Below are 17464 nucleotides of genomic sequence, written 5' to 3'. Positions count from 1 at the left end.
ATCAACTATCGGCCCCTAATCGACGCGCCTCGCGCAGGAGGCTTTCCAAGACGGGTGTGTGCGGTTCGCGGTATGGGGCGACCAAACCGACAGAATGGGCAGGTTCGGGACCTGAGAGTGGGATGAGTTTCAGAGGTTTGCCATGGGCATGAAACCGGGCGGCATCTTCGGGGAGGACCGTCATCCATCCGCCGGTTTCTACGGTCGCCATCAGGACCACGGTAGAGTTCGATTCAATCCAGGCTTCTGGCGTCACATCGACGGCAGCAAAGTTGCGGTTGATGATCCTGCGGTTCTGCATATCTGGGGTGAGCAGGCAAAGTTGTTCACCCGCCAGTTCCTCCCAGCCGACGGCGTCGCGCGTGGCAAAGTGCGCAGTCTCCGCGCAAACCAGCATATAGCGTTCCTCATAAAGGGGCTCGGTGCTGACCCGACCCATCGGCTCGTTGTCCAGATAGGAAATACCGGCGTCGATATCGAGATTGTCCAGCATGCTCAGGATCTCGACCGAGGTGCGCGACAGAATGGTAAAGCGTACCTTGGGGTGTTTGGCGTTGAACCTATGACAGAGCCGCGCCGCCCATGTCAGCGCCGTCGGGATTGCCGCGATACGCAGTTGACCAGACAAGCCATGTCGTTTGGCGCGCATTTCTTCACGCAATTGCCGGGCGTCGCCGACGATTCGCCGTGCCCAAACCAGCGTCGCCTGCCCCTCTGGAGTGAGACCGCCGTAGCGTGAGCCGCGAAAAATGAGCTGCACGCCCAACTGTTCCTCAAGCTGTTTGATCCCCGCCGAGAGCGACGGTTGTGTGATCCCGATGCTAACCGCCGCACGGCCAAAATGACCCTCTTTCGCGACAGCAATGAACATCTCCAGCTTGTCCAACATGATAGATCAATCCTATGAGATATTGAGTATCTGATACGGAATAGGAATATATCCGGTAAATCAACCCCGGATGTTCAAGCTAGAAAACTCATCGGCGACACATTGAGGCAACCGGGCCTTAGGCCTCCAGTTCAGCATCCCAATATAGAAAATCGAGCCAGCTGTCATGCAGATGGTTCGGAGGAAATTTCCGCCCTTGATTCCGCAACTGCTCCGCTTCCGGCGTACGGGGTGGTTTGCGCAGGCTCAGACCGGATTGGCGTAGGCTTTTGGACCCTTTGCGCAAATTGCAGGGACTACAGGCCGCGACGACGTTCTCCCAGCTTGTGACCCCACCCGACGCGCGCGGCACAACATGATCAAAGGTCAGGTCCCCCCTGCCACCGCAGTACTGACACATGAATTCGTCCCGCAAGAATAAATTAAAGCGCGTGAAAGCCACGCGCTTTTGGGGTTTTACGTAATCTTTGAGGACGATGACCGAAGGGATGCGTATCGCTGTACTCGGGCTTCTGACCCACTGGTCGTATTCTGCGACAATATCAACCCGGTCAGACCATGCTGCTTTGATAGCTTCCTGCCATGTCCAGAGCGACAGCGGATAATATGACAGCGGGCGGTAATCGGCATTCAGCACAAGCGCCGGGTAATGCCGCAACGCTGCGGGTTCTCTTACAAATTCTGTCCTGAAATCGCCGTCCATCTGACTGACTATCCTCTCACCCCGGTCGTCAGGGGTCTAGGTGCCAGAGCGGGCACCTGACCCCGTCCTGAATCCACTATATATCGCGATTGCAACCTGACAAGTCCGATATGTAGCGCTCGATGAACGGATTTCTAAAGGGGCAAAGTAACTGTCCTATGACAACCCGTTCAAGCTGCCTCTTCTTCCTCTTCGCGCGCCTGCCGTTGCCAGAGCGCCGCGTACCGTCCCTGCCGCGCCAGAAGATCGGAATGTGTTCCCTGCTCAACCACAACACCTTGATCCAAAACGACAATTTTATCTGCGTTGGCCACAGTGGACAACCTGTGCGCAATCATGATGACCGTGCGCCCCTCTGCCGCAAGGGCCAAGGCCCCTTGGATATCCCGCTCAGTTTGGGTGTCGAGTGCACTGGTCGCCTCGTCCAGAAGCAGGATCGGTGGATTTTTGAGCAAAGTGCGCGCAATGCCGACGCGCTGCTTTTCGCCGCCCGAAAGTTTCAGGCCTCTCTCGCCTACCTGCGTGGCATATCCTTCAGGTAAACTGGCAATGAAATCATGGATTTGAGCGGCGCGCGCGGCGTCCTCTATCTCTGACTGCGTGGCACCGGCCCGCCCGTAGCCAATATTATAGCCGATTGTATCGTTGAAAAGCACCGTATCTTGAGGAACAACGCCGATCGCCGCATGCAGGCTTTCTTGGGTCACGTCACGCACATCTCGACCGTCGATCAGCACACGCCCCGCCTGAACATCGTAGAAGCGAAAGAGCAAGCGTCCAATGGTCGACTTGCCCGAGCCCGAAGGTCCAACGACTGCGACAGTCTTCCCGGCTGGCACATCAAGCGTCACGCCTCTGAGAATGGGCCGGTTTGCGTCATATCCAAAATCAATGCCTTCCAATCGAACAGATGCCAAATTCACTTTTAGAACATCTGCGTCAGACTTATCCTTTACATCTGGATTTTGCTCTAACAAATCGAACATTTCAGCCATATCAACCAAAGCCTGCCGTATTTCGCGATAGACCGTCCCCAAGAAGTTGAGTGGCATCGTGATCTGCACCATATAGGCATTGACCATGACGAAATCGCCAACGGTCATCTGTCCGGATTGCACGCCGATTGCCGCCATCACCATCACGATGACCAACCCACCCGTGATGATCAGGGATTGACCAAAATTGAGAAATGCCAGCGAATAGGAGGTCTGGAGCGCAGCTCGCTCATACCCGGCCATGGCGGCATCATATCGGCTGGCCTCGCGCCCCTCTGCTCCGAAATACTTGACCGTTTCAAAATTGAGCAGACTGTCGATCGCCTTTTGATTGGCGTCGGTGTCCTGATCGTTCATCTCTTTGCGCAGACGCACCCGCCACTCGGTTACCTTGAAGGTAAAGGCGATATAGGTTCCGATCACTGCCATGACCACGACCAGATACCAGATGTCAAAGACGACCGCGAGAACCACGCCGATCAGCAACAGTTCCAACGCCAATGGACCTATCGAGAACAGGAGGAACCGCAGCAGAAACTCCACACCCTTGACCCCGCGCTCAATGATCCGGCTGAGACCACCGGTCTTGCGGGTGATGTGGTAACGCATTGACATCGCGTGAATATGTTGAAAAGTTTGCAGTGCAAGCGCGCGGAGGGCACGCTGTGCAACGCGCGCGAAAATCACGTCACGGAGTTGTTGAAAGCCAACTGTCATCAGTCGCGCCATGCCATAGGCAACCGTTAGACCAACGGCACCTGCACCCAGCATCCAAGCTGCGGATTGCCCCTCACCCGCCAGCATATCGACCGCTGCCTTGTAGAAAAATGGTGTGCCGACACCAATCAGTTTCGCGACCAAAAGGGCGATCAGCGCAAGGACAACGCGGCGCTTAACCCACGGCTGATCTGCGGGCCAGAGATAGGGGGCGACGCGCCTGACTGTGCGCCAGCCATTGGCGGGCGCGTCTGAAGTGGTAATGCTGGCGTGACGCATGAGCTAGCCTTTTCAATCACTTGTCTCAGAGATAGCTCTGAGCCACAAGGATTGCCAGTCTGCTCTAGCGTGGCAGGGTAAAGACGTGCCCCGGATAGATCAGGTCCGGATCGCGAATGCGGTCGCGGTTGGCCTCATAGACCCGGACATAGAGCAGCCCCTCGCCATAAGTCTCTCGCGAAATTGCCCAGAGGGTAGAGCCGGGTTGCACCGTGACCGCGCGGATGGAACGGATATCTGCGGTTTGAGCCTCGGCCAAGACGCGTTGATCCTCGCGCTTGAACGGGGTTTCAACTCTCGACGTGACAACTCCTTCAGCGTCGACCTCGTCGACACGCAGGGTGTAGACGCCCGTATCAACCTCTGGCAATGCCGTGGTCCATTCGCCTTCGGGCGTGACCTGCGACGTGGTGACCGGATCATTGTTGAGATAAATTCGAACAAATCCAGTACCTTGCGCACGCCCAGACAGCTCGACCTCGCCATCGGAAGAATATGTGATCGCGTCCAGAGCAACGTTCGCCATCACATCGGGTGAGGCATCGGAGGACGGTGTTTGCAAGACGCGCACGCCGGTTTCGTCGGTCAGGAGAACGGTTTGCGAGCTGTCGGTCTCGCTCAGTTGCGGGGAGGATGTTGCGTCGACAGCGACAGGTTGCGGCGCGGGCATTGGCGTGACGGCGGGGTTGGCAGAGATGTCCGGCGCAACCTCTGGGGTGGGTGCTATGATAATCTCGTCTTGTGAGGCGATTTCCTGGCCAGAGGGGTCAGAGCGCATCTTCAGCGTCAGAACACGCGGCGAGGAGCTTGGGGGGAGATCGAGGAACTGGACGAATTTCCCTGCATTATCAGGGAGTACAAAGCCCATGTTCACGTCGTCCAGCATAATGGACACATTCCATCCCGGCTCTGCCTGACCGGCGATGATCATCTGACCGTTGGGCTCCAGACGAAAAGTGTCGATCGCCGGTGGGGCGGGCATTGGGGGGGTTACGAGGGAGTCGGGTGCGGTCGGGAGCGGAGCTTGCGCGGTTTCAACACTAGGGATCGGTAACCGCTCTGGGTCGGGCTGTGCCCGGAAATAAAGTGCCGCAATCACCGCGCCTAGAACGGCCAACCCGCCAAGACCCATCGCCGATCCAGAACCTAAACCGCCGAAATTGCTCATCTTTCTTACATCCCCATGCCCCAACATTATGTCAGGTTGCTCAAGAATAGCAACAAGGCTATCACGGGTCAAAACAACCCTGTATCAGCCCGGAGTGATTTCATGCCACCGCGTTCCGTCTGTGTCTTTTGCGGCGCACGCGCCGGGAAGAATCCAAGATATATGGAGGATGCATCCGGGACAGGCCAGATGTTGGCCGAAAACGGCTGGCGGCTGGTGTATGGTGCGGGGGATGTTGGCTTGATGGGGGCCACGGCGCGGGCGGCGCAGGCGGCGGGCGGGGAAACCTTTGGCGTCATTCCCGCGCATCTGGTGGCTTGGGAAGTGGGCAAGCGGGATCTGACACAATATGTTGTGACCGAGACTATGCATGAACGCAAGAAGGTGATGTATATGAACTCGGACGCGATCGTGGTCCTGCCCGGTGGCGCGGGATCGTTGGATGAGTTTTTTGAAGTTCTGACATGGCGGCAGCTTGGCCTTCACCAAAAACCTATTTTTCTATTAAATACAGAAGGATACTGGGCACCGCTCGTGCAGATTCTGGATCATGTCGTCGCCCAAGGCTTTGCCGAAGATACGGTGAAATCCTTTGTACAAGCTGTTGATACTGTTCAGGATTTGAGGATCGCCCTGCGTGCGGCCCTGTCCTGACGCAGGCTGGCGGTGGTGTAAATCGCCAAGGCGGTCCAGATCATGCCAAAGGCGATGGCATGCCAGAAGCTGAAGACTTCACGAAATAATACCGTTGCAACAAGGAATTGCAGGCTGGGGTTCAGGTACTGCACCAGCCCCACGGTGGCCAGTGTGATGCGTTTTGTCGCGTAACTGAACATGATGAGCGGGGACGCGGTGAGGATGCCGGAGAAGGCCAGAAGCAGGCTGTCGTGCCAATTGCTGCCAAAAGCACCATGCCCGTCTGAGTGAAACCACCACAAAACCCCCAAGGCGATGGGCGAGAGAAGCAGCACCTCGGCTGTGACCGAAACTACGGGACCGACGGAAAGCCCTTTTTTAACAAGACCATAAAAGCCAAAGCTGGTGGCCAGTATGAGCGCGATCCAAGGTGGGACGCCAAGGCCGATGGTCAGGGTGATGACCGCCGTCGCGGCAAGGGCCACGGCGAAAAGTTGAGCCTTTCCAAGGCGTTCGCGAAAGGCGATGGCCCCCAAGAGCACCGCCACCAGGGGAAAAATGTAATAGCCGAGCGACGCTTCAACCGCCTTGCCGATCTGGATCGAGGTGATGAAAACGAACCAGTTGGTCGAGATCATCAGCGCCGCAAAACCGATCAGGAACACCGAGCGCCGCGCGCCAAGCGCTTGACCCAGAACGGAAATTCTCCCCTGTATCAAAAGGACAAGCGAGAAGAAGATGCATGACCAAAGGGTCCGGTGGGCCAGAATTTCGATGGGGGGAATATGATCGAGCAGCTTGTAATAGATGCCCGACAGCCCCCAGACCGTGCAGGTGGCGACCATCGCCAGAATACCTTTGGTCGCCTCGCGCATGTGATGTCGTCCTTCAGATCCGTTGCCCGAGTGCTGCCGCATGTGGCCGGTGGGGGCAAGGGCAAACCTTAAGGTCTGTAAGGTTTGTAAGGTGATTTTGTAAGGTCTGGCGGCAGATTTCGGTTTGCGCGGCGTGGGTCTTGAGCACGATGCGTCTGATCAGGTTCACATCGCCCTGGCCCCCGAGCCGGGGCCTCTGCGCTGCCTCTGCGAGGTCCCGGGTCGAGCCCGGGACGGGTATGTTTCGATTGAGCGCAACACGCCCTAAATTCAGCGGGATGTTGAGAAACGGTTAACACCGCGGGCGCGATCCGCGCGGCACCTTCGGTGCACTTCGCGCAGGATGGGACACGAAAAAGCCCCCCACGACAGAGGTGGGGGGCTTTGACGTAAGTCAGAAGGTCGATCACATCCGCGAGGCGACGTTTTCCCAGTTGACGAGGTTGTCGAGGAAGTTGGTCAGATAGGCCGGGCGCTTGTTGCGGAAGTCGATGTAGTAGGAATGCTCCCACACGTCACACCCCAGAAGGGCGGTCTGGCCAAAGCAAAGCGGGTTGACGCCATTCTCGGTCTTGGTGACCTTGAGGCTGCCATCCTTGTCCTTGACGAGCCATGCCCAACCAGAACCGAACTGACCGGCGCCAGCGGCGGAGAACGCCTCTTTGAATTTGTCGACCGAACCAAAGCTCTCGGTGATCGCCTTTTCCAAGGCTCCGGGCATGCCGGTCTTGGTCGGGCTCATCATTTCCCAGAACTGGTTGTGGTTCCAGAGCTGGCTGATGTTATTGAAGATACCCGATTGCGCCACGGCGGATTTATCATAGGTGCCGGTGATGATCTCTTCCAGCGACTTGCCATCCCATTCGGTGCCGGCAATCAGCTTGTTGCCGTTGTCGACATAGGCCTTGTGGTGCAGGTCGTGGTGATATTCGAGCGTTTCGGCGGACATGCCATGAGCGGCGAGCGCGTCATGGGCATAGGGAAGGTCGGGAAGTTCAAAAGCCATTTGGGCCCCCTTGTTCGTTTGCAGTCATATCGGATGCCCCCTACATGGTGGCCGGATTGCGCAAAGGTCAACCCCGTGGCCAGAGTTTTTCAGTCAGGATTGACGGATCAGACGTAAAGACCGACCTCGCCACCGGGCTGGGCAGAGACCTTGAGCAGCTCAAAGGCATAGTCCGCAACCGACCGGAAGCAGATGAGATGGAACGTGCCCGTCTCGTCGAGCCAGACGGCGGCAGGCACCTGCGCCATGCGGGTGCGGCGGAACATGCCGGGTTTGAAGCCCTCGGGCGAAAGATCGACCGGGCAGAGCTTGGCCAGCACCTCGCGCGCGCCCTTGCCGGAAATACGCAGGAAGGTGCGCGCGTCCGAGACATTGGCGGCGAGGAAATGCTGACCCTTGAGTGCCTTCTCGAGGGCGGCGATCCGCTCGCCGACCTCGGCATAGGGGCAGAGGAGCAGGAGTTCGTCGGGCGACATCCAGAGGGCGGCGGTGCCCTGCCCCATCAGCGCCTGACGCTGGGCGGGCACGTCGAGGCCGGTGGCGGATTTGACCGCCGCCTTGATCCCGGCGCTGGCGAGATCGCTGCGCAGGGTAATCATGCCCGTGAGGCCCTGATCCGCGATGGTGGCGAGGCCCTGATAATTGGCCCCGTTGAGGGCTGTCACGGCGTTAGACATTCTGTTTCTCCCCGTCCTTGTCGAAGAAAATCGGATCGACGATCTTGGCCTTGATGATACCGCCGTCCACCTTTGGGAAATCGAGCACATCGCCCATGCGGTCGGGGCCGTTATGGACCAGACCCATGGCAATCCCGCGCCCGAGGGTGGGCGAGTAATAGGTCGAGGTCACGCGGCCTTGGGTGTTGCGTTGGCCGTTGGCATTGTGGCCGGAGGCTGTGGCATAGGCGCCATCGGGCAGGACCGAGCCGTCGAGCGTTTCCAGACCAACCAGTTTCCAGCGGTTGGGATCGGCCATATGGCTGCGTTCCTGCGCGCGTTTGCCCAAGTAGTCGTCTTTCTTCTTGGAAATCGCCCAGCCCATGCCCAAATCCTGGGGGATCACGGTGCCGTCGGTTTCATCGCCAATCATGATGAAGCCCTTTTCGGCGCGCATGACGTGCAGGCCTTCGGTGCCATAGGGGGTGACGCCATGTTCTGCCCCGGCCTCCAAGAGCGCATCCCAGAGGGCGCGGCCAAGGCTGGCGGGAACGGCCAATTCATAGCTGAGTTCCCCCGAGAAGGAGATGCGATAGGCGCGCACCGGCATGCCGGCCAGCGTGAGATCGGCCCAACCCATGAAGGGAAGTGCCTCGTTGCTGAGGTCGGCGTCGGTCAGTTTCGCCAGCGTTTCGCGGGCCTTGGGGCCGACGACGGCGATTTGGGCATATTGCTCGGTGACGTTGGCGGTGTAGACCTTCCAGTCCCACCATTCGCATTGCAGCCAATCCTCCATATGCCCATGGATCGATTCAGCGCCGCCGGTGGTGGTGTGGCAGAGGAAGGTATCCTCGTCGATGCGGGCAACGACGCCGTCATCCATCAGGAAGCCGTTTTCATTGCACATGAGGCCATAGCGGCATTTGCCGGGTTTCAGGGTGCTCATCACATTGGTGTAGAGCATGTCGAGGAATTTACCGGCGTCCGGTCCCTTGACGATGATCTTACCCAGAGTGGAGGCATCGAGCAGGCCGAGGCGCCCCCGCGTCTGGTTGATCTCGCGGGTCACGGCGTCGCGGTGGGTTTCCTCGCCCTTGGGGAAGCAATAGGGGCGGCGCCACTGGCCGACAGGTTCGAAATGGGCATTGTTGGCCTCGTGCCAGCCGTGGATCGGGGTTTTGCGGATCGGTTGGAACACCGGGCCGCGCGCCGCCCCTGCGATAGCCGAGAGGGAAATCGGCGTATAGGGCGGGCGGAAGGTGGTGGTGCCAGTCTGTGGGATGGGTTGGCCGAGCGCATCCGAGAGGATTGCCAAGCCGTTGATATTGCTGAGCTTGCCCTGATCGGTGGCCATGCCGAGGGTGGTATAGCGCTTGGCGTGCTCAACCGATTCGTAGCCTTCGCGGGCGGCGAGTTGGACGTCAGAGACCTTTACATCGTTCTGGTAATCGAGCCAGGATTTCATCCGCAGCTTGATATTAGCCCCTTGGGGCATGAGCCAGACCGCCTCAAGCGCCGCCTCGTCGGTGGCACTGGCGGTCGGGGCCTTGGTGGATTTGGGTTTGTGGCCGGTGGCCTTGGCCGCCGTTTTACCTGCGGTGTCGGCGTCGGTGAGCGTGGCCGCCAGATCAAGATAGCCGTTGGCCGAGCCTGCGACGACCACAAACGCCTCGCCCTGCGCGCCGCGCGGGGGGTTGGCGGGGTCGGGGCGGAAATGCGCCTGTGCCGCATCCCAGAGGAGTTTTCCGCCGCAATGGGACCAGAGATGGACCACGGGCGACCAGCCGCCGGACATGGCGACGGCGTCGCATTTGATCTCTTCCAGCACCGCGCCTTCGCCCGCCTGGGCGCAGATGGCGACACCTGTCACGCGCTTGCCGCCTTTGACCTTTGCGATGCCCTTGCCATTCTCAACCCGGATGCCCAAGCTGCGGGCCTCTGCCGCCAGAGCGCCGCCGCCAGATTGGCGGGCGTCGAGGATGGCGGGGATTTCAAGCCCGAATTTCTTGAGCGTGATCGCGGTGCGGTAGGCGTCATCGTTGTTGGTGACAACCACGGTGCGGTCGCCGATGGAGACACCGAAATTGACCGCATAGTCGCGGATGGCCGAGGCCAGCATGACGCCGGGGATGTCATTGCCTGCAAAGCTGAGCGGGCGTTCAATCGCGCCGGTGGCAGTGATGATCTGGCCTGCGCGGATGCGCCAGAGGCGGTGGCGGGGGGCATTGGCACCGGGGGTGTGATCGCTGACGCGCTCGTAGCCCAAGAGATAGCCGTGGTCATAGACCCCTGCCCCCATGCAGCGCAGGCGCAGGGTGACATTGGGCATGTCGCGCAGTTTGGCGATGGTGGCGGTGATCCAATCCTCGGCAGGCTGGCCATCAATCTCGCCGCCATCGACCGGCGCGCGGCCGCCCCAATGGGCGGTTTGCTCCATCAGGAGAACCTTGGCACCAGCCTCTGCCGCCGCGAGCGCGGATTGAAGACCGGCCACGCCGCCGCCGATCACGGCCACGTCGCAGAAGAAATAGAAATGCTCATACCGGTCGGGGTCGCCGGGGTTGGAGGCCTTGCCCAAGCCAGCAGACTGGCGGATGAACGGCTCGTAGACATGTTTCCAGAAGGGGCGCGGGTGGATGAACATCTTGTAGTAAAAGCCCGCAGGCAGGAAGCGCGCGAGATGCGTGTTGATCGCGCCGATGTCATACTCAAGGCTCGGCCAGTGGTTTTGCGAGGTGCAGGTCAGACCGTCGAAAAGCTCGGTCGTGGTGACGCGCTGGTTGGGCTCCATGCGCGTGTCCTCGCCCAAGTGGACGAGCGCGTTGGGTTCTTCGGCGCCAGAGGCCACGATGCCGCGCGGGCGGTGGTATTTGAACGAGCGCCCGACCAGCATCTGATCATTGGCCAGAAGGGCCGAGGCGAGCGTATCGCCGGCATGGCCCTTGAGGCGCTTGCCGTTGAAGGTGAAGTGAAGGGCGCGGCCCTTGTCGAGGAGGCGGCCACCCTTGGCCAGACGCGTGCTCATGTCTTAAACCCTCGTGCCCGGTGCGGGCGTCGTGTTGTGAGTATTTTCGGAACGGTGAAGGCTCATGCGAAGTCGCGCCATGTCCAGCCGGGGCGTTTGGCGGTGATCGCATCGCGGATATGCTGTGGCGGCTCATGGGTCTGGGCGGGATAGGTGCCGTAGACCTCGAGCGTTACGGTATCGCGGGCCATGATGAACCACTTGCCGCAGCCGTTGTTATGCCGCCAGCGTTCGAAATGCGCGCCCTTTGGGTTTTCCTTGGCGAACATATAGGTGTGGAAATCATCGTCCGCAGAGCCGGGGCCGAAACGCTTGAGATGCGCCTCGCCGCCTTGGTGGAATTCCGTCTCTTCGCCCGAAACGCCGCAGCAGGGGCAGGTGAGGATCAGCATGGGTCAAGTCCTCCTTAGTGGGCAACGCCAGCGGCGACGGATTCATCAATAAACCGGCCCTGATAGAAGCGGTCGAGGCCGAATTCGTCGCAGAGCGGGGAATGGCCTTTGGCCATCAGTTCGGCAAAGCCCCAGCCGGAGCCGGGGATGGCCTTGAAACCGCCGGTGCCCCAGCCGCAGTTGATGAAGATGCCATCAACGGGGGTTTTCGACAGGATCGGCGAGCGGTCCCCCGTCACATCCACGATGCCGCCCCATTGGCGCAGCATCTTGAGGCGGGCGACCATCGGGAAGGTCTCGATCAGGGCGCGGACGGTTTCCTCGATATGGTGGAAGGAGCCGCGCTGCGTGTAGTTGTTATAGCCGTCGGTGCCGCCGCCGATGACCATCTCGCCCTTGTCGGATTGGCTCATGTAGCCGTGCACGGTGTTGGCCATGACGACGCAATCCATGCAGGGCTTGATCGGTTCCGACACCAGCGCCTGAAGGGCGACGGATTCGATGGGCAGGCGGAAGCCCGCCATATCGGCGAGGTGGCCGGAGTGACCGGCCACAACGATGCCGAGTTTGTCGCAGCCGATGTCGCCGCGATTGGTGGTGACACCCGTCACGCGGCCATTCTCGCGGGAGATGCCGGTGACTTCGCATTTTTGCAGGATGTGCATGCCCATGGCGGAACAGGCGCGGGCATAGCCCCAAGCGACCGCATCGTGGCGCGCCGTGCCACCGCGCGCCTGATAGAGACCGCCCAAGACGGGATAGCGGGGACCGTCGAGATTGATGATCGGGACAATCTCTTTGACGCGGGCGGGCGAGATGAATTCGGTCGAAACCCCTTGCAGCGCGTTGGCATGGGCCGTGCGCTGATAGCCGCGCACCTCGTGTTCGGTCTGGGCCAGCATGATCAGGCCACGAGGGGAGAACATGATGTTGTAGTTGAGATCCTGGCTCAGCGTCTCATAAAGGCTGCGCGATTTCTCGTAGATCGCGGCCGAGGGGTCCTGGAGGTAGTTCGAGCGGATGATGGTGGTGTTGCGGCCCGTGTTGCCGCCGCCCAACCAGCCCTTTTCCAGCACGGCGACATTGGTGATGCCGAAGTTCTTACCGAGGTAATAGGCGGTGGCCAGACCATGACCGCCCGCGCCTACGATGATGACATCATATTTCTTTTTCGGCTCGGGCGAGGCCCATGCCCGCTCCCATCCCATGTGATGGCGGAGCGCCTCTCGGGCGACGGCAAAGGCGGAATAGTGTTTCATGCGCGCTCTCTGGAGTTGGCTGGATTCGGGCTTGGATGCGAGTGACACCGTAATGCGTCAGGCGGCAGGTTGAAAGGATACTCCGGGCGGCGGAAACGGTATCAATAGCGACATTGCGACATCGGGGCGCGGGCTGGGCGCGGCGATGTGACCGCTTGGGCCTTTTTTCCGGGCGCGCGGGCGGTTACATGAGGACAACACAGAAGGAAAAGACATGGGTTTCTGGATCATCGTTGCGGGTTTGGCGATTGGCGTGGGGGCTGTGCTGGGCCTTGTCCTGCTGCGCGGGCGGGTGGGCGACGCGCCGCCTGCGGCCTATGACTTGCAGGTCTACCGCGACCAGTTGAAGGAAATCGAACGCGACACTGCGCGCGGTGTGATTGCGCCTGAGGATGCCGAGCGGCTGCGCTCGGAGATTTCGCGCAAGGTGTTGGCGGCGGATGCGCAACTGCGTCAGGGTGGCGAGAGCGGCGGGCAGCCGCGCGGCGCAGGCATGGTCATGGCCGGGGTGATCGTGGCGGTGATCACGGGCGGTGGCGTGGTGATCTATGACCGGGTCGGCGCGCCGGGCTATGAGGATTTGCCGATGGCGGCTCGGATTGCGGCCTCGGACGCGGCGCGGGCGACGCGGCTGGATCAGGCGGCGGCGGAAGAGCGGTTTGGTCCCGGCGAGACCGGCGTGCCCGAGGGCACGAGTGAGGACTATCTCAAGCTGATCGAGCAGTTGCGCAAGACGGTGGCGGAGCGACCCGAAGATCAACAAGGCCTGCGCTTTCTGGTGCGCAGCGAGGCCGCGCTTGGCAATATGGTCGCCGCGCGCACGGCGCAGCAGCGGTTGATTGCCGTCAAGGGTGCGACGGCCACGGCGGCCGATCATGCGATGCTGGCGGATCTGATGATCAACGCAAGCGGCGGCTATGTCTCGTCCGAGGCTGAACAGGTGCTGCGTGCCGCGCTGGAGAAGGACGGGCGCGAACCGTCCGCGCGATTCTATCTTGGGCTCTACATGATGCAGGTGGACCGACCCGATGCGGCGTTCCGGCTGTGGGAGGCGCTGCTCGATGAGAGCACGCCGGAGGCCCCTTGGGTGCCCGCAATCCGGGCGCAGATCGAGGACTTGGCGGCGCGCGCCGGGGTGCGCTATACGCTGCCCCCCGAGGAGGGTGCGCCGGGGCCGACCGCAGCGGATATCGCCGCCGCCCAAGACATGGACCCCGAGGCACAGCAAGAGATGATCCGGGGCATGGTGGCGGGATTGGCGGAGCGATTGGCCACGCAAGGCGGCACCGAACAGGATTGGGCGCGGCTGATCAGTGCGTATGGCGTGCTGGGTGAGCAAGACAAGGCGCAAGAGATCTGGGCCGAGGCGCAGGCGGTCTTTGCCGATGAGCCGGAGCGGCTGGCGTTGGTGCGGGCAGCGGCGAACGCTGCGGGTGTGGCGGAATGATCTTTGAGGAGATTGCGGGTTTTGCCGGGGCGTTGCCGCGCGGTCGTGCGATCATGGGTCTCGATCTTGGGACCAAGACGATTGGCGTGGCGCTGTCGGATCGGCTCTGGTCGGTGGCGAGCCCGCATGAAACCGTCAAGCGGGTGAAGTTCACGGCGGATGCCGCGCGCTTGTTCGACATCATGACGGGGCGCGACGTGGGCGGGATCATTCTTGGCCTGCCGCGGAACATGGACGGGAGTGAAGGGCCGCGCGCCCAATCCACCCGCGCCTTTGCCCGCAATCTGTCGCGTTTGACGGACGCGCCCATCGGCTATTGGGACGAGCGTTTGTCGACGGTGGCGGCCGAAAGAGCGCTTCTCGAGGCGGATGCGACACGAAAGCGTCGCATGCAGGTGATCGACAACATTGCGGCGGCCTATATCCTGCAAGGGGTGTTGGACCGGATGAGCCATATGAGGGCTGAGCATGACAGATGAAAGCCCATGGGTGCGAAAAGAGGTCGAGAGCCCCTGCGTCAAGATCTGTGTGGTGCATCCAGAGGCGCGGGTCTGCACGGGATGCCTGCGCTCGATCGACGAAATCACCCGATGGACCAAGATGTCACCTGACGAGCGGCGCGAGATCATGGAGGCCCTGCCCGACCGCGCCGGATTGCTGCGCAAACGTCGGGGTGGGCGCGCGGGGCGCATGGGCCGCGTCTGATCCGGCCAGTATCAGACAGATACGTCCCGAGCCATGCCGCCCGCGCAGAGCGGGGTTGCATACTGTGGTATGGAAAATTGCTGCACCGCAGTATATTTATGCTGCATACGCGGCATATTCATTCGGCATCCTCAGGAGAGTTCAGCCATGGCTTATTCGTCCCACAGCACTGTTTCGGCACCGGCTCTCGGGAATTTCGCCCGCCTGGCGCTTGCGCCGCTGCGATTGATCGACGGGTTTTTCCAGTCCGTGGTCGCTGCAAACCGCTTTGCCCATGACGTTGAAATCCTGTCTGTGGCAAGCGATGCAAAGCTGACCAAACTGGGTCTGAAGCGCGAAACATTGGTTGCCGATCTGGCAGAGCGTTCGGATTTTTTCCGCGCCGCCTGATCGCTACCCCCGAGTTATGGATTAGAAAACGCCCCGGAGATCTCTGGGGCGTTTTTGTTTCGAAGAGAATTTCGTGACCAAATCTCGCAGAGGCGCGCGGTGTTGCGTGCTCTAATGCGTCCAGACCTGACGGCGGCTCGTGGCGAAGTTGTCGCCATAGCCACCGGGGCGGATATTGGGTTTGCGGGCGTGCGGTTCCTGAACCACGGCGTCGATGCCTTGATCCTTGGCATATTGCAGCGCCGCTTCCTTGGACTCGAACCGCAGTCTGACCTGCGCCTGCGTATCCGCGTTGGAGGTCCAGCCCATCAGCGGATCAACCTCACGCGCCGTCTCGGACACAAATTCCAGCACCCAATGCCGCGTCTTGGCGGTGCCGGATTGCATGGCGTTTCGGGCCGGTTTGTAGATGCGTGCGGGCATGTGGCTCTCCGTGATTGATCGCTAAGGTCTTATCCCAAATCGGGCTGGGCGCGGCAAGAGGCGAATAGCCGCGCTCAGGCGGCCTCGCCGTCGGTGAATTGCAGGCGCGCGAGCCGGGCATAGAGACCGTTTTCAGCCACCAGACTGTCATGCGTGCCCTGCGCCACGATCCGGCCCTGATCCATGACCAGAATGCGATCGGCCTTTTTCACTGTCGCCAACCGATGCGCCACGATGATCGTGGTCCGCGTGCGGGCCATCGTCTCGACCGCGCGCTGCACGGCGCGCTCGCTTTCGGCATCGAGCGCGCTTGTGGCCTCGTCCAAGAGCAGCACCGCCGCGTCGCGCAGGATGGCGCGGGCGATAGCGATCCGTTGCTTTTGTCCGCCCGAGAGCATGACACCGCGCTCGCCCACATAGGTGTCATACCCGTCGGGCAAGGCCGAGATGAAATCATGCGCGGCCGCCGCACGCGCTGCGGCCTCGATCTCGGCATCGGTGGCGTCGAGCCGTCCGAAACGGATATTCTCGCGCGCCGAAGCGGCAAAGATCACCGGGTCTTGTGGCACCAGTGCCAGATCCCGGCGGAACTCGTGCCGTGCCATATCGGACAAGGGCACGCCATCCAGCGTGATGCGCCCCGCGTCCGGGTCATAGAATCGCTGGATCAGTTGAATAACGCTGGTCTTGCCCGCGCCCGAGGGACCGACAAGGGCCACGGTCTCGCCGGGGCGGATCGTCAGGCTCACATGATCCAGGGCCGCGATGCCGGGCCGCGACGGATAGGTGAATTGCACATCCTCAAAGGCAATCTCGCCCCGCACTGGGCGCGGCACAGCCACAGGGCGGGCAGGATCGCGCACCGGGTCTTCGGCTTGCAGCAACTCGACCAGACGCTCTGTCGCCCCGGCCGCGCGCTGCAACTCGCCCCAGATCTCCGAGAGTGCTGCCACAGCGCCTGCGACCATCACCGCATAGATCACGAATTGCACGAGACTGCCTGCGGTCATTTCGCCGGCGCGCACATCGCGCGCGCCGATCCAGAGCACACCGACAATGCCGGTAAAGACGAGAAAGATCACGATCACCGTCATCAAGGCACGGGTGTTCACCCGGCGGCGCGCGGCGTCGTGGCTGCGCTCGGTCACATCGGCAAAGCGCGCGCGGGTCTCGCCTTCATGGGTAAAGGCCTGCACGGTCTGCACCGACAGGAGCGCCTCGGAGGCATTGCCGGAGCTATTGGCAATCCAGTCCTGATTCTCGCGGCTGAGCACGCGCATCCGCCGTCCGAGGGTCAGAATGGGCACGATGACCAGCGGCACGATGAGCAGGACGAGGCCGGTCAGCTTGGCCGAGGTCAGCAGCATCAGCCCCATGCCGCCCACAAGGATGAGCAGATTGCGCAGGGCGATGGAAATGGATGAGCCGATCACCGAGAGAATGAGCGTGGTGTCCGTCGTGATGCGGCTCAGCACCTCGCCGGTCATGAGTTTCTCGAAAAAGGCGGGGCTCATGCCGATCACCCGATCGAACACGCCCTTGCGGATGTCGGCCACGACACGCTCGCCCAACCGTGTGACCAAGAGATATCGAAGACCCGTTCCAACCGCCAACAGCGCCGCGAAGAACAGCGCAGCACCGAAATACTGATCAAGGATGGCTCCGTTTTCCGCATTGAAATTGTCCACCACACGGCGCACCGCCAAGGGCAACATCAGCGCGACGCTGGCCGTAACCACCAGGGCCAGTATGGCTGCGGCCAACAAGCGCCGGTAGGGGCGCAGGAAAGGCCACAATTCGGCCAGCGCGCCCACACGTTTCGATTTCTCGCGATCCAGCAGATCAGCGCCGTTTTCGGCTCTGCGCACCATCGGTCTTAATTCCTCACCATTTGGCAAC

The 17464-nt window shown here is 61.0% G+C and carries 17 protein-coding genes; 5 read left to right on the top strand and 12 right to left on the bottom strand.

All coding sequences use genetic code 11. From position 1 onward, the window contains the following. Position 1 precedes the first annotated feature (1 nt). The 4 genes from ACSSVY_RS04220 to ACSSVY_RS04205 form a co-directional block, all read right to left on the bottom strand. Positions 2–889: a LysR family transcriptional regulator gene (locus ACSSVY_RS04220; protein WP_454268172.1), complete on the bottom strand. Its 888-nt coding sequence runs from the start codon at positions 887–889 to the stop codon at positions 2–4. 118 nt (positions 890–1007) lie between these two features. Further along, positions 1008–1592 (bottom strand): HNH endonuclease, encoded by a 585-nt coding sequence (locus tag ACSSVY_RS04215; RefSeq protein WP_454268171.1) that lies wholly within the window; start codon positions 1590–1592, stop codon positions 1008–1010. A 170-nt stretch (positions 1593–1762) separates the two neighbouring features. Then, positions 1763–3583, bottom strand: a complete 1821-nt coding sequence (locus tag ACSSVY_RS04210) for an ABCB family ABC transporter ATP-binding protein/permease (protein ID WP_454268170.1) — start codon at positions 3581–3583, stop codon at positions 1763–1765. Between the two features lie 64 nt (positions 3584–3647). Then, entirely contained in the window at positions 3648–4751 is a 1104-nt protein-coding gene (locus ACSSVY_RS04205; protein ID WP_454268169.1) for a LysM peptidoglycan-binding domain-containing protein, read from the bottom strand. A 102-nt stretch (positions 4752–4853) separates the two neighbouring features. Between ACSSVY_RS04205 and ACSSVY_RS04200 the strand changes: the two genes are divergently transcribed. After that, positions 4854–5405 (top strand): LOG family protein, encoded by a 552-nt coding sequence (locus ACSSVY_RS04200; RefSeq protein WP_454268168.1) that lies wholly within the window; start codon positions 4854–4856, stop codon positions 5403–5405. On the opposite strand, the gene rarD is transcribed toward ACSSVY_RS04200, so the two are convergent. The 6 genes from rarD to ACSSVY_RS04170 all read right to left on the bottom strand — a co-directional run bounded on the left by rarD (position 5366) and on the right by ACSSVY_RS04170 (position 12600). Next, positions 5366–6262 (bottom strand): EamA family transporter RarD, encoded by an 897-nt coding sequence (rarD, locus tag ACSSVY_RS04195; RefSeq protein WP_454268167.1) that lies wholly within the window; start codon positions 6260–6262, stop codon positions 5366–5368. The two genes, ACSSVY_RS04200 and rarD, sit on opposite strands and share 40 nt — an antisense overlap. Before the next feature lie 406 nt (positions 6263–6668). Further along, complete coding sequence (locus ACSSVY_RS04190; RefSeq protein ID WP_009819567.1) at positions 6669–7268, bottom strand: superoxide dismutase; 600 nt, start codon at positions 7266–7268, stop codon at positions 6669–6671. A 107-nt stretch (positions 7269–7375) separates the two neighbouring features. Further along, on the bottom strand, positions 7376–7945 hold the full coding sequence (locus ACSSVY_RS04185) for a sarcosine oxidase subunit gamma (protein ID WP_454268166.1): 570 nt from the start codon (positions 7943–7945) through the stop codon (positions 7376–7378). After that, positions 7938–10949, bottom strand: coding sequence for a sarcosine oxidase subunit alpha family protein (locus tag ACSSVY_RS04180; protein ID WP_454268165.1), 3012 nt, complete (start codon positions 10947–10949; stop codon positions 7938–7940). Before ACSSVY_RS04180 ends, ACSSVY_RS04185 begins: the two co-directional genes overlap by 8 nt. Positions 10950–11011: 62 nt before the next feature. Beyond that, entirely contained in the window at positions 11012–11341 is a 330-nt protein-coding gene (locus ACSSVY_RS04175; RefSeq protein ID WP_454268164.1) for a sarcosine oxidase subunit delta, read from the bottom strand. A gap of 14 nt (positions 11342–11355) precedes the next feature. Further along, the gene (locus ACSSVY_RS04170; protein ID WP_454268163.1) at positions 11356–12600 is read right to left on the bottom strand and encodes a sarcosine oxidase subunit beta family protein; all 1245 of its coding nucleotides are present in this window, start codon (positions 12598–12600) and stop codon (positions 11356–11358) included. 214 nt (positions 12601–12814) lie between these two features. Between ACSSVY_RS04170 and ccmI the strand changes: the two genes are divergently transcribed. From ccmI to ACSSVY_RS04150, 4 genes are all read left to right on the top strand, one after another. Further along, positions 12815–14047: a c-type cytochrome biogenesis protein CcmI gene (gene ccmI / locus ACSSVY_RS04165; protein WP_454268162.1), complete on the top strand. Its 1233-nt coding sequence runs from the start codon at positions 12815–12817 to the stop codon at positions 14045–14047. Beyond that, positions 14044–14526 carry a Holliday junction resolvase RuvX gene (ruvX, locus tag ACSSVY_RS04160; RefSeq protein ID WP_454268161.1) on the top strand — a complete coding sequence of 161 codons (483 nt, stop codon included), beginning with the start codon at positions 14044–14046 and terminating at the stop codon, positions 14524–14526. The genes ccmI and ruvX overlap by 4 nt, the downstream gene beginning before the upstream one ends. Then, a complete protein-coding gene (locus tag ACSSVY_RS04155; protein ID WP_454268160.1) occupies positions 14516–14752 on the top strand; it encodes a DUF1289 domain-containing protein in 237 nt (78 codons plus the stop codon). The genes ruvX and ACSSVY_RS04155 overlap by 11 nt, the downstream gene beginning before the upstream one ends. 147 nt (positions 14753–14899) lie before the next feature. Continuing rightward, entirely contained in the window at positions 14900–15142 is a 243-nt protein-coding gene (locus ACSSVY_RS04150) for a hypothetical protein (RefSeq protein ID WP_454268159.1), read from the top strand. A gap of 111 nt (positions 15143–15253) precedes the next feature. Here ACSSVY_RS04150 and ACSSVY_RS04145 read toward each other — a convergent pair whose 3' ends face one another. Next, positions 15254–15565: an ETC complex I subunit gene (locus tag ACSSVY_RS04145; protein WP_009819558.1), complete on the bottom strand. Its 312-nt coding sequence runs from the start codon at positions 15563–15565 to the stop codon at positions 15254–15256. A 74-nt stretch (positions 15566–15639) separates the two neighbouring features. After that, entirely contained in the window at positions 15640–17436 is a 1797-nt protein-coding gene (locus ACSSVY_RS04140) for an ABC transporter transmembrane domain-containing protein (RefSeq protein ID WP_454268158.1), read from the bottom strand. Between the last annotated feature and the right edge of the window lie 28 nt (positions 17437–17464).

The organism is Roseovarius sp. MBR-51, from assembly GCF_053628575.1.
The sequence above is the reverse complement of the archived record's forward strand: the minus strand, read 5'-3'. Positions and strand labels throughout refer to the sequence as shown.

What these genes read in the sequence shown, in the direction of transcription:
- ACSSVY_RS04180 (WP_454268165.1), bottom strand. Translation starts at nt 10,949, where the DNA reads ATGAGCACGCGTCTGGCCAAGGGTGGCCGCCTCCTCGACAAGGGCCGC.
- ACSSVY_RS04190 (WP_009819567.1), bottom strand. Translation starts at nt 7,268, where the DNA reads ATGGCTTTTGAACTTCCCGACCTTCCCTATGCCCATGACGCGCTCGCC.
- ccmI (WP_454268162.1), top strand. Translation starts at nt 12,815, where the DNA reads ATGGGTTTCTGGATCATCGTTGCGGGTTTGGCGATTGGCGTGGGGGCT.
- ACSSVY_RS04220 (WP_454268172.1), bottom strand. Translation starts at nt 889, where the DNA reads ATGTTGGACAAGCTGGAGATGTTCATTGCTGTCGCGAAAGAGGGTCAT.
- ACSSVY_RS04155 (WP_454268160.1), top strand. Translation starts at nt 14,516, where the DNA reads ATGACAGATGAAAGCCCATGGGTGCGAAAAGAGGTCGAGAGCCCCTGC.
- ACSSVY_RS04200 (WP_454268168.1), top strand. Translation starts at nt 4,854, where the DNA reads ATGCCACCGCGTTCCGTCTGTGTCTTTTGCGGCGCACGCGCCGGGAAG.
- ACSSVY_RS04185 (WP_454268166.1), bottom strand. Translation starts at nt 7,945, where the DNA reads ATGTCTAACGCCGTGACAGCCCTCAACGGGGCCAATTATCAGGGCCTC.
- ACSSVY_RS04170 (WP_454268163.1), bottom strand. Translation starts at nt 12,600, where the DNA reads ATGAAACACTATTCCGCCTTTGCCGTCGCCCGAGAGGCGCTCCGCCAT.
- rarD (WP_454268167.1), bottom strand. Translation starts at nt 6,262, where the DNA reads ATGCGCGAGGCGACCAAAGGTATTCTGGCGATGGTCGCCACCTGCACG.
- ACSSVY_RS04150 (WP_454268159.1), top strand. Translation starts at nt 14,900, where the DNA reads ATGGCTTATTCGTCCCACAGCACTGTTTCGGCACCGGCTCTCGGGAAT.
- ruvX (WP_454268161.1), top strand. Translation starts at nt 14,044, where the DNA reads ATGATCTTTGAGGAGATTGCGGGTTTTGCCGGGGCGTTGCCGCGCGGT.
- ACSSVY_RS04215 (WP_454268171.1), bottom strand. Translation starts at nt 1,592, where the DNA reads ATGGACGGCGATTTCAGGACAGAATTTGTAAGAGAACCCGCAGCGTTG.
- ACSSVY_RS04140 (WP_454268158.1), bottom strand. Translation starts at nt 17,436, where the DNA reads ATGGTGCGCAGAGCCGAAAACGGCGCTGATCTGCTGGATCGCGAGAAA.
- ACSSVY_RS04210 (WP_454268170.1), bottom strand. Translation starts at nt 3,583, where the DNA reads ATGCGTCACGCCAGCATTACCACTTCAGACGCGCCCGCCAATGGCTGG.
- ACSSVY_RS04145 (WP_009819558.1), bottom strand. Translation starts at nt 15,565, where the DNA reads ATGCCCGCACGCATCTACAAACCGGCCCGAAACGCCATGCAATCCGGC.
- ACSSVY_RS04205 (WP_454268169.1), bottom strand. Translation starts at nt 4,751, where the DNA reads ATGAGCAATTTCGGCGGTTTAGGTTCTGGATCGGCGATGGGTCTTGGC.
- ACSSVY_RS04175 (WP_454268164.1), bottom strand. Translation starts at nt 11,341, where the DNA reads ATGCTGATCCTCACCTGCCCCTGCTGCGGCGTTTCGGGCGAAGAGACG.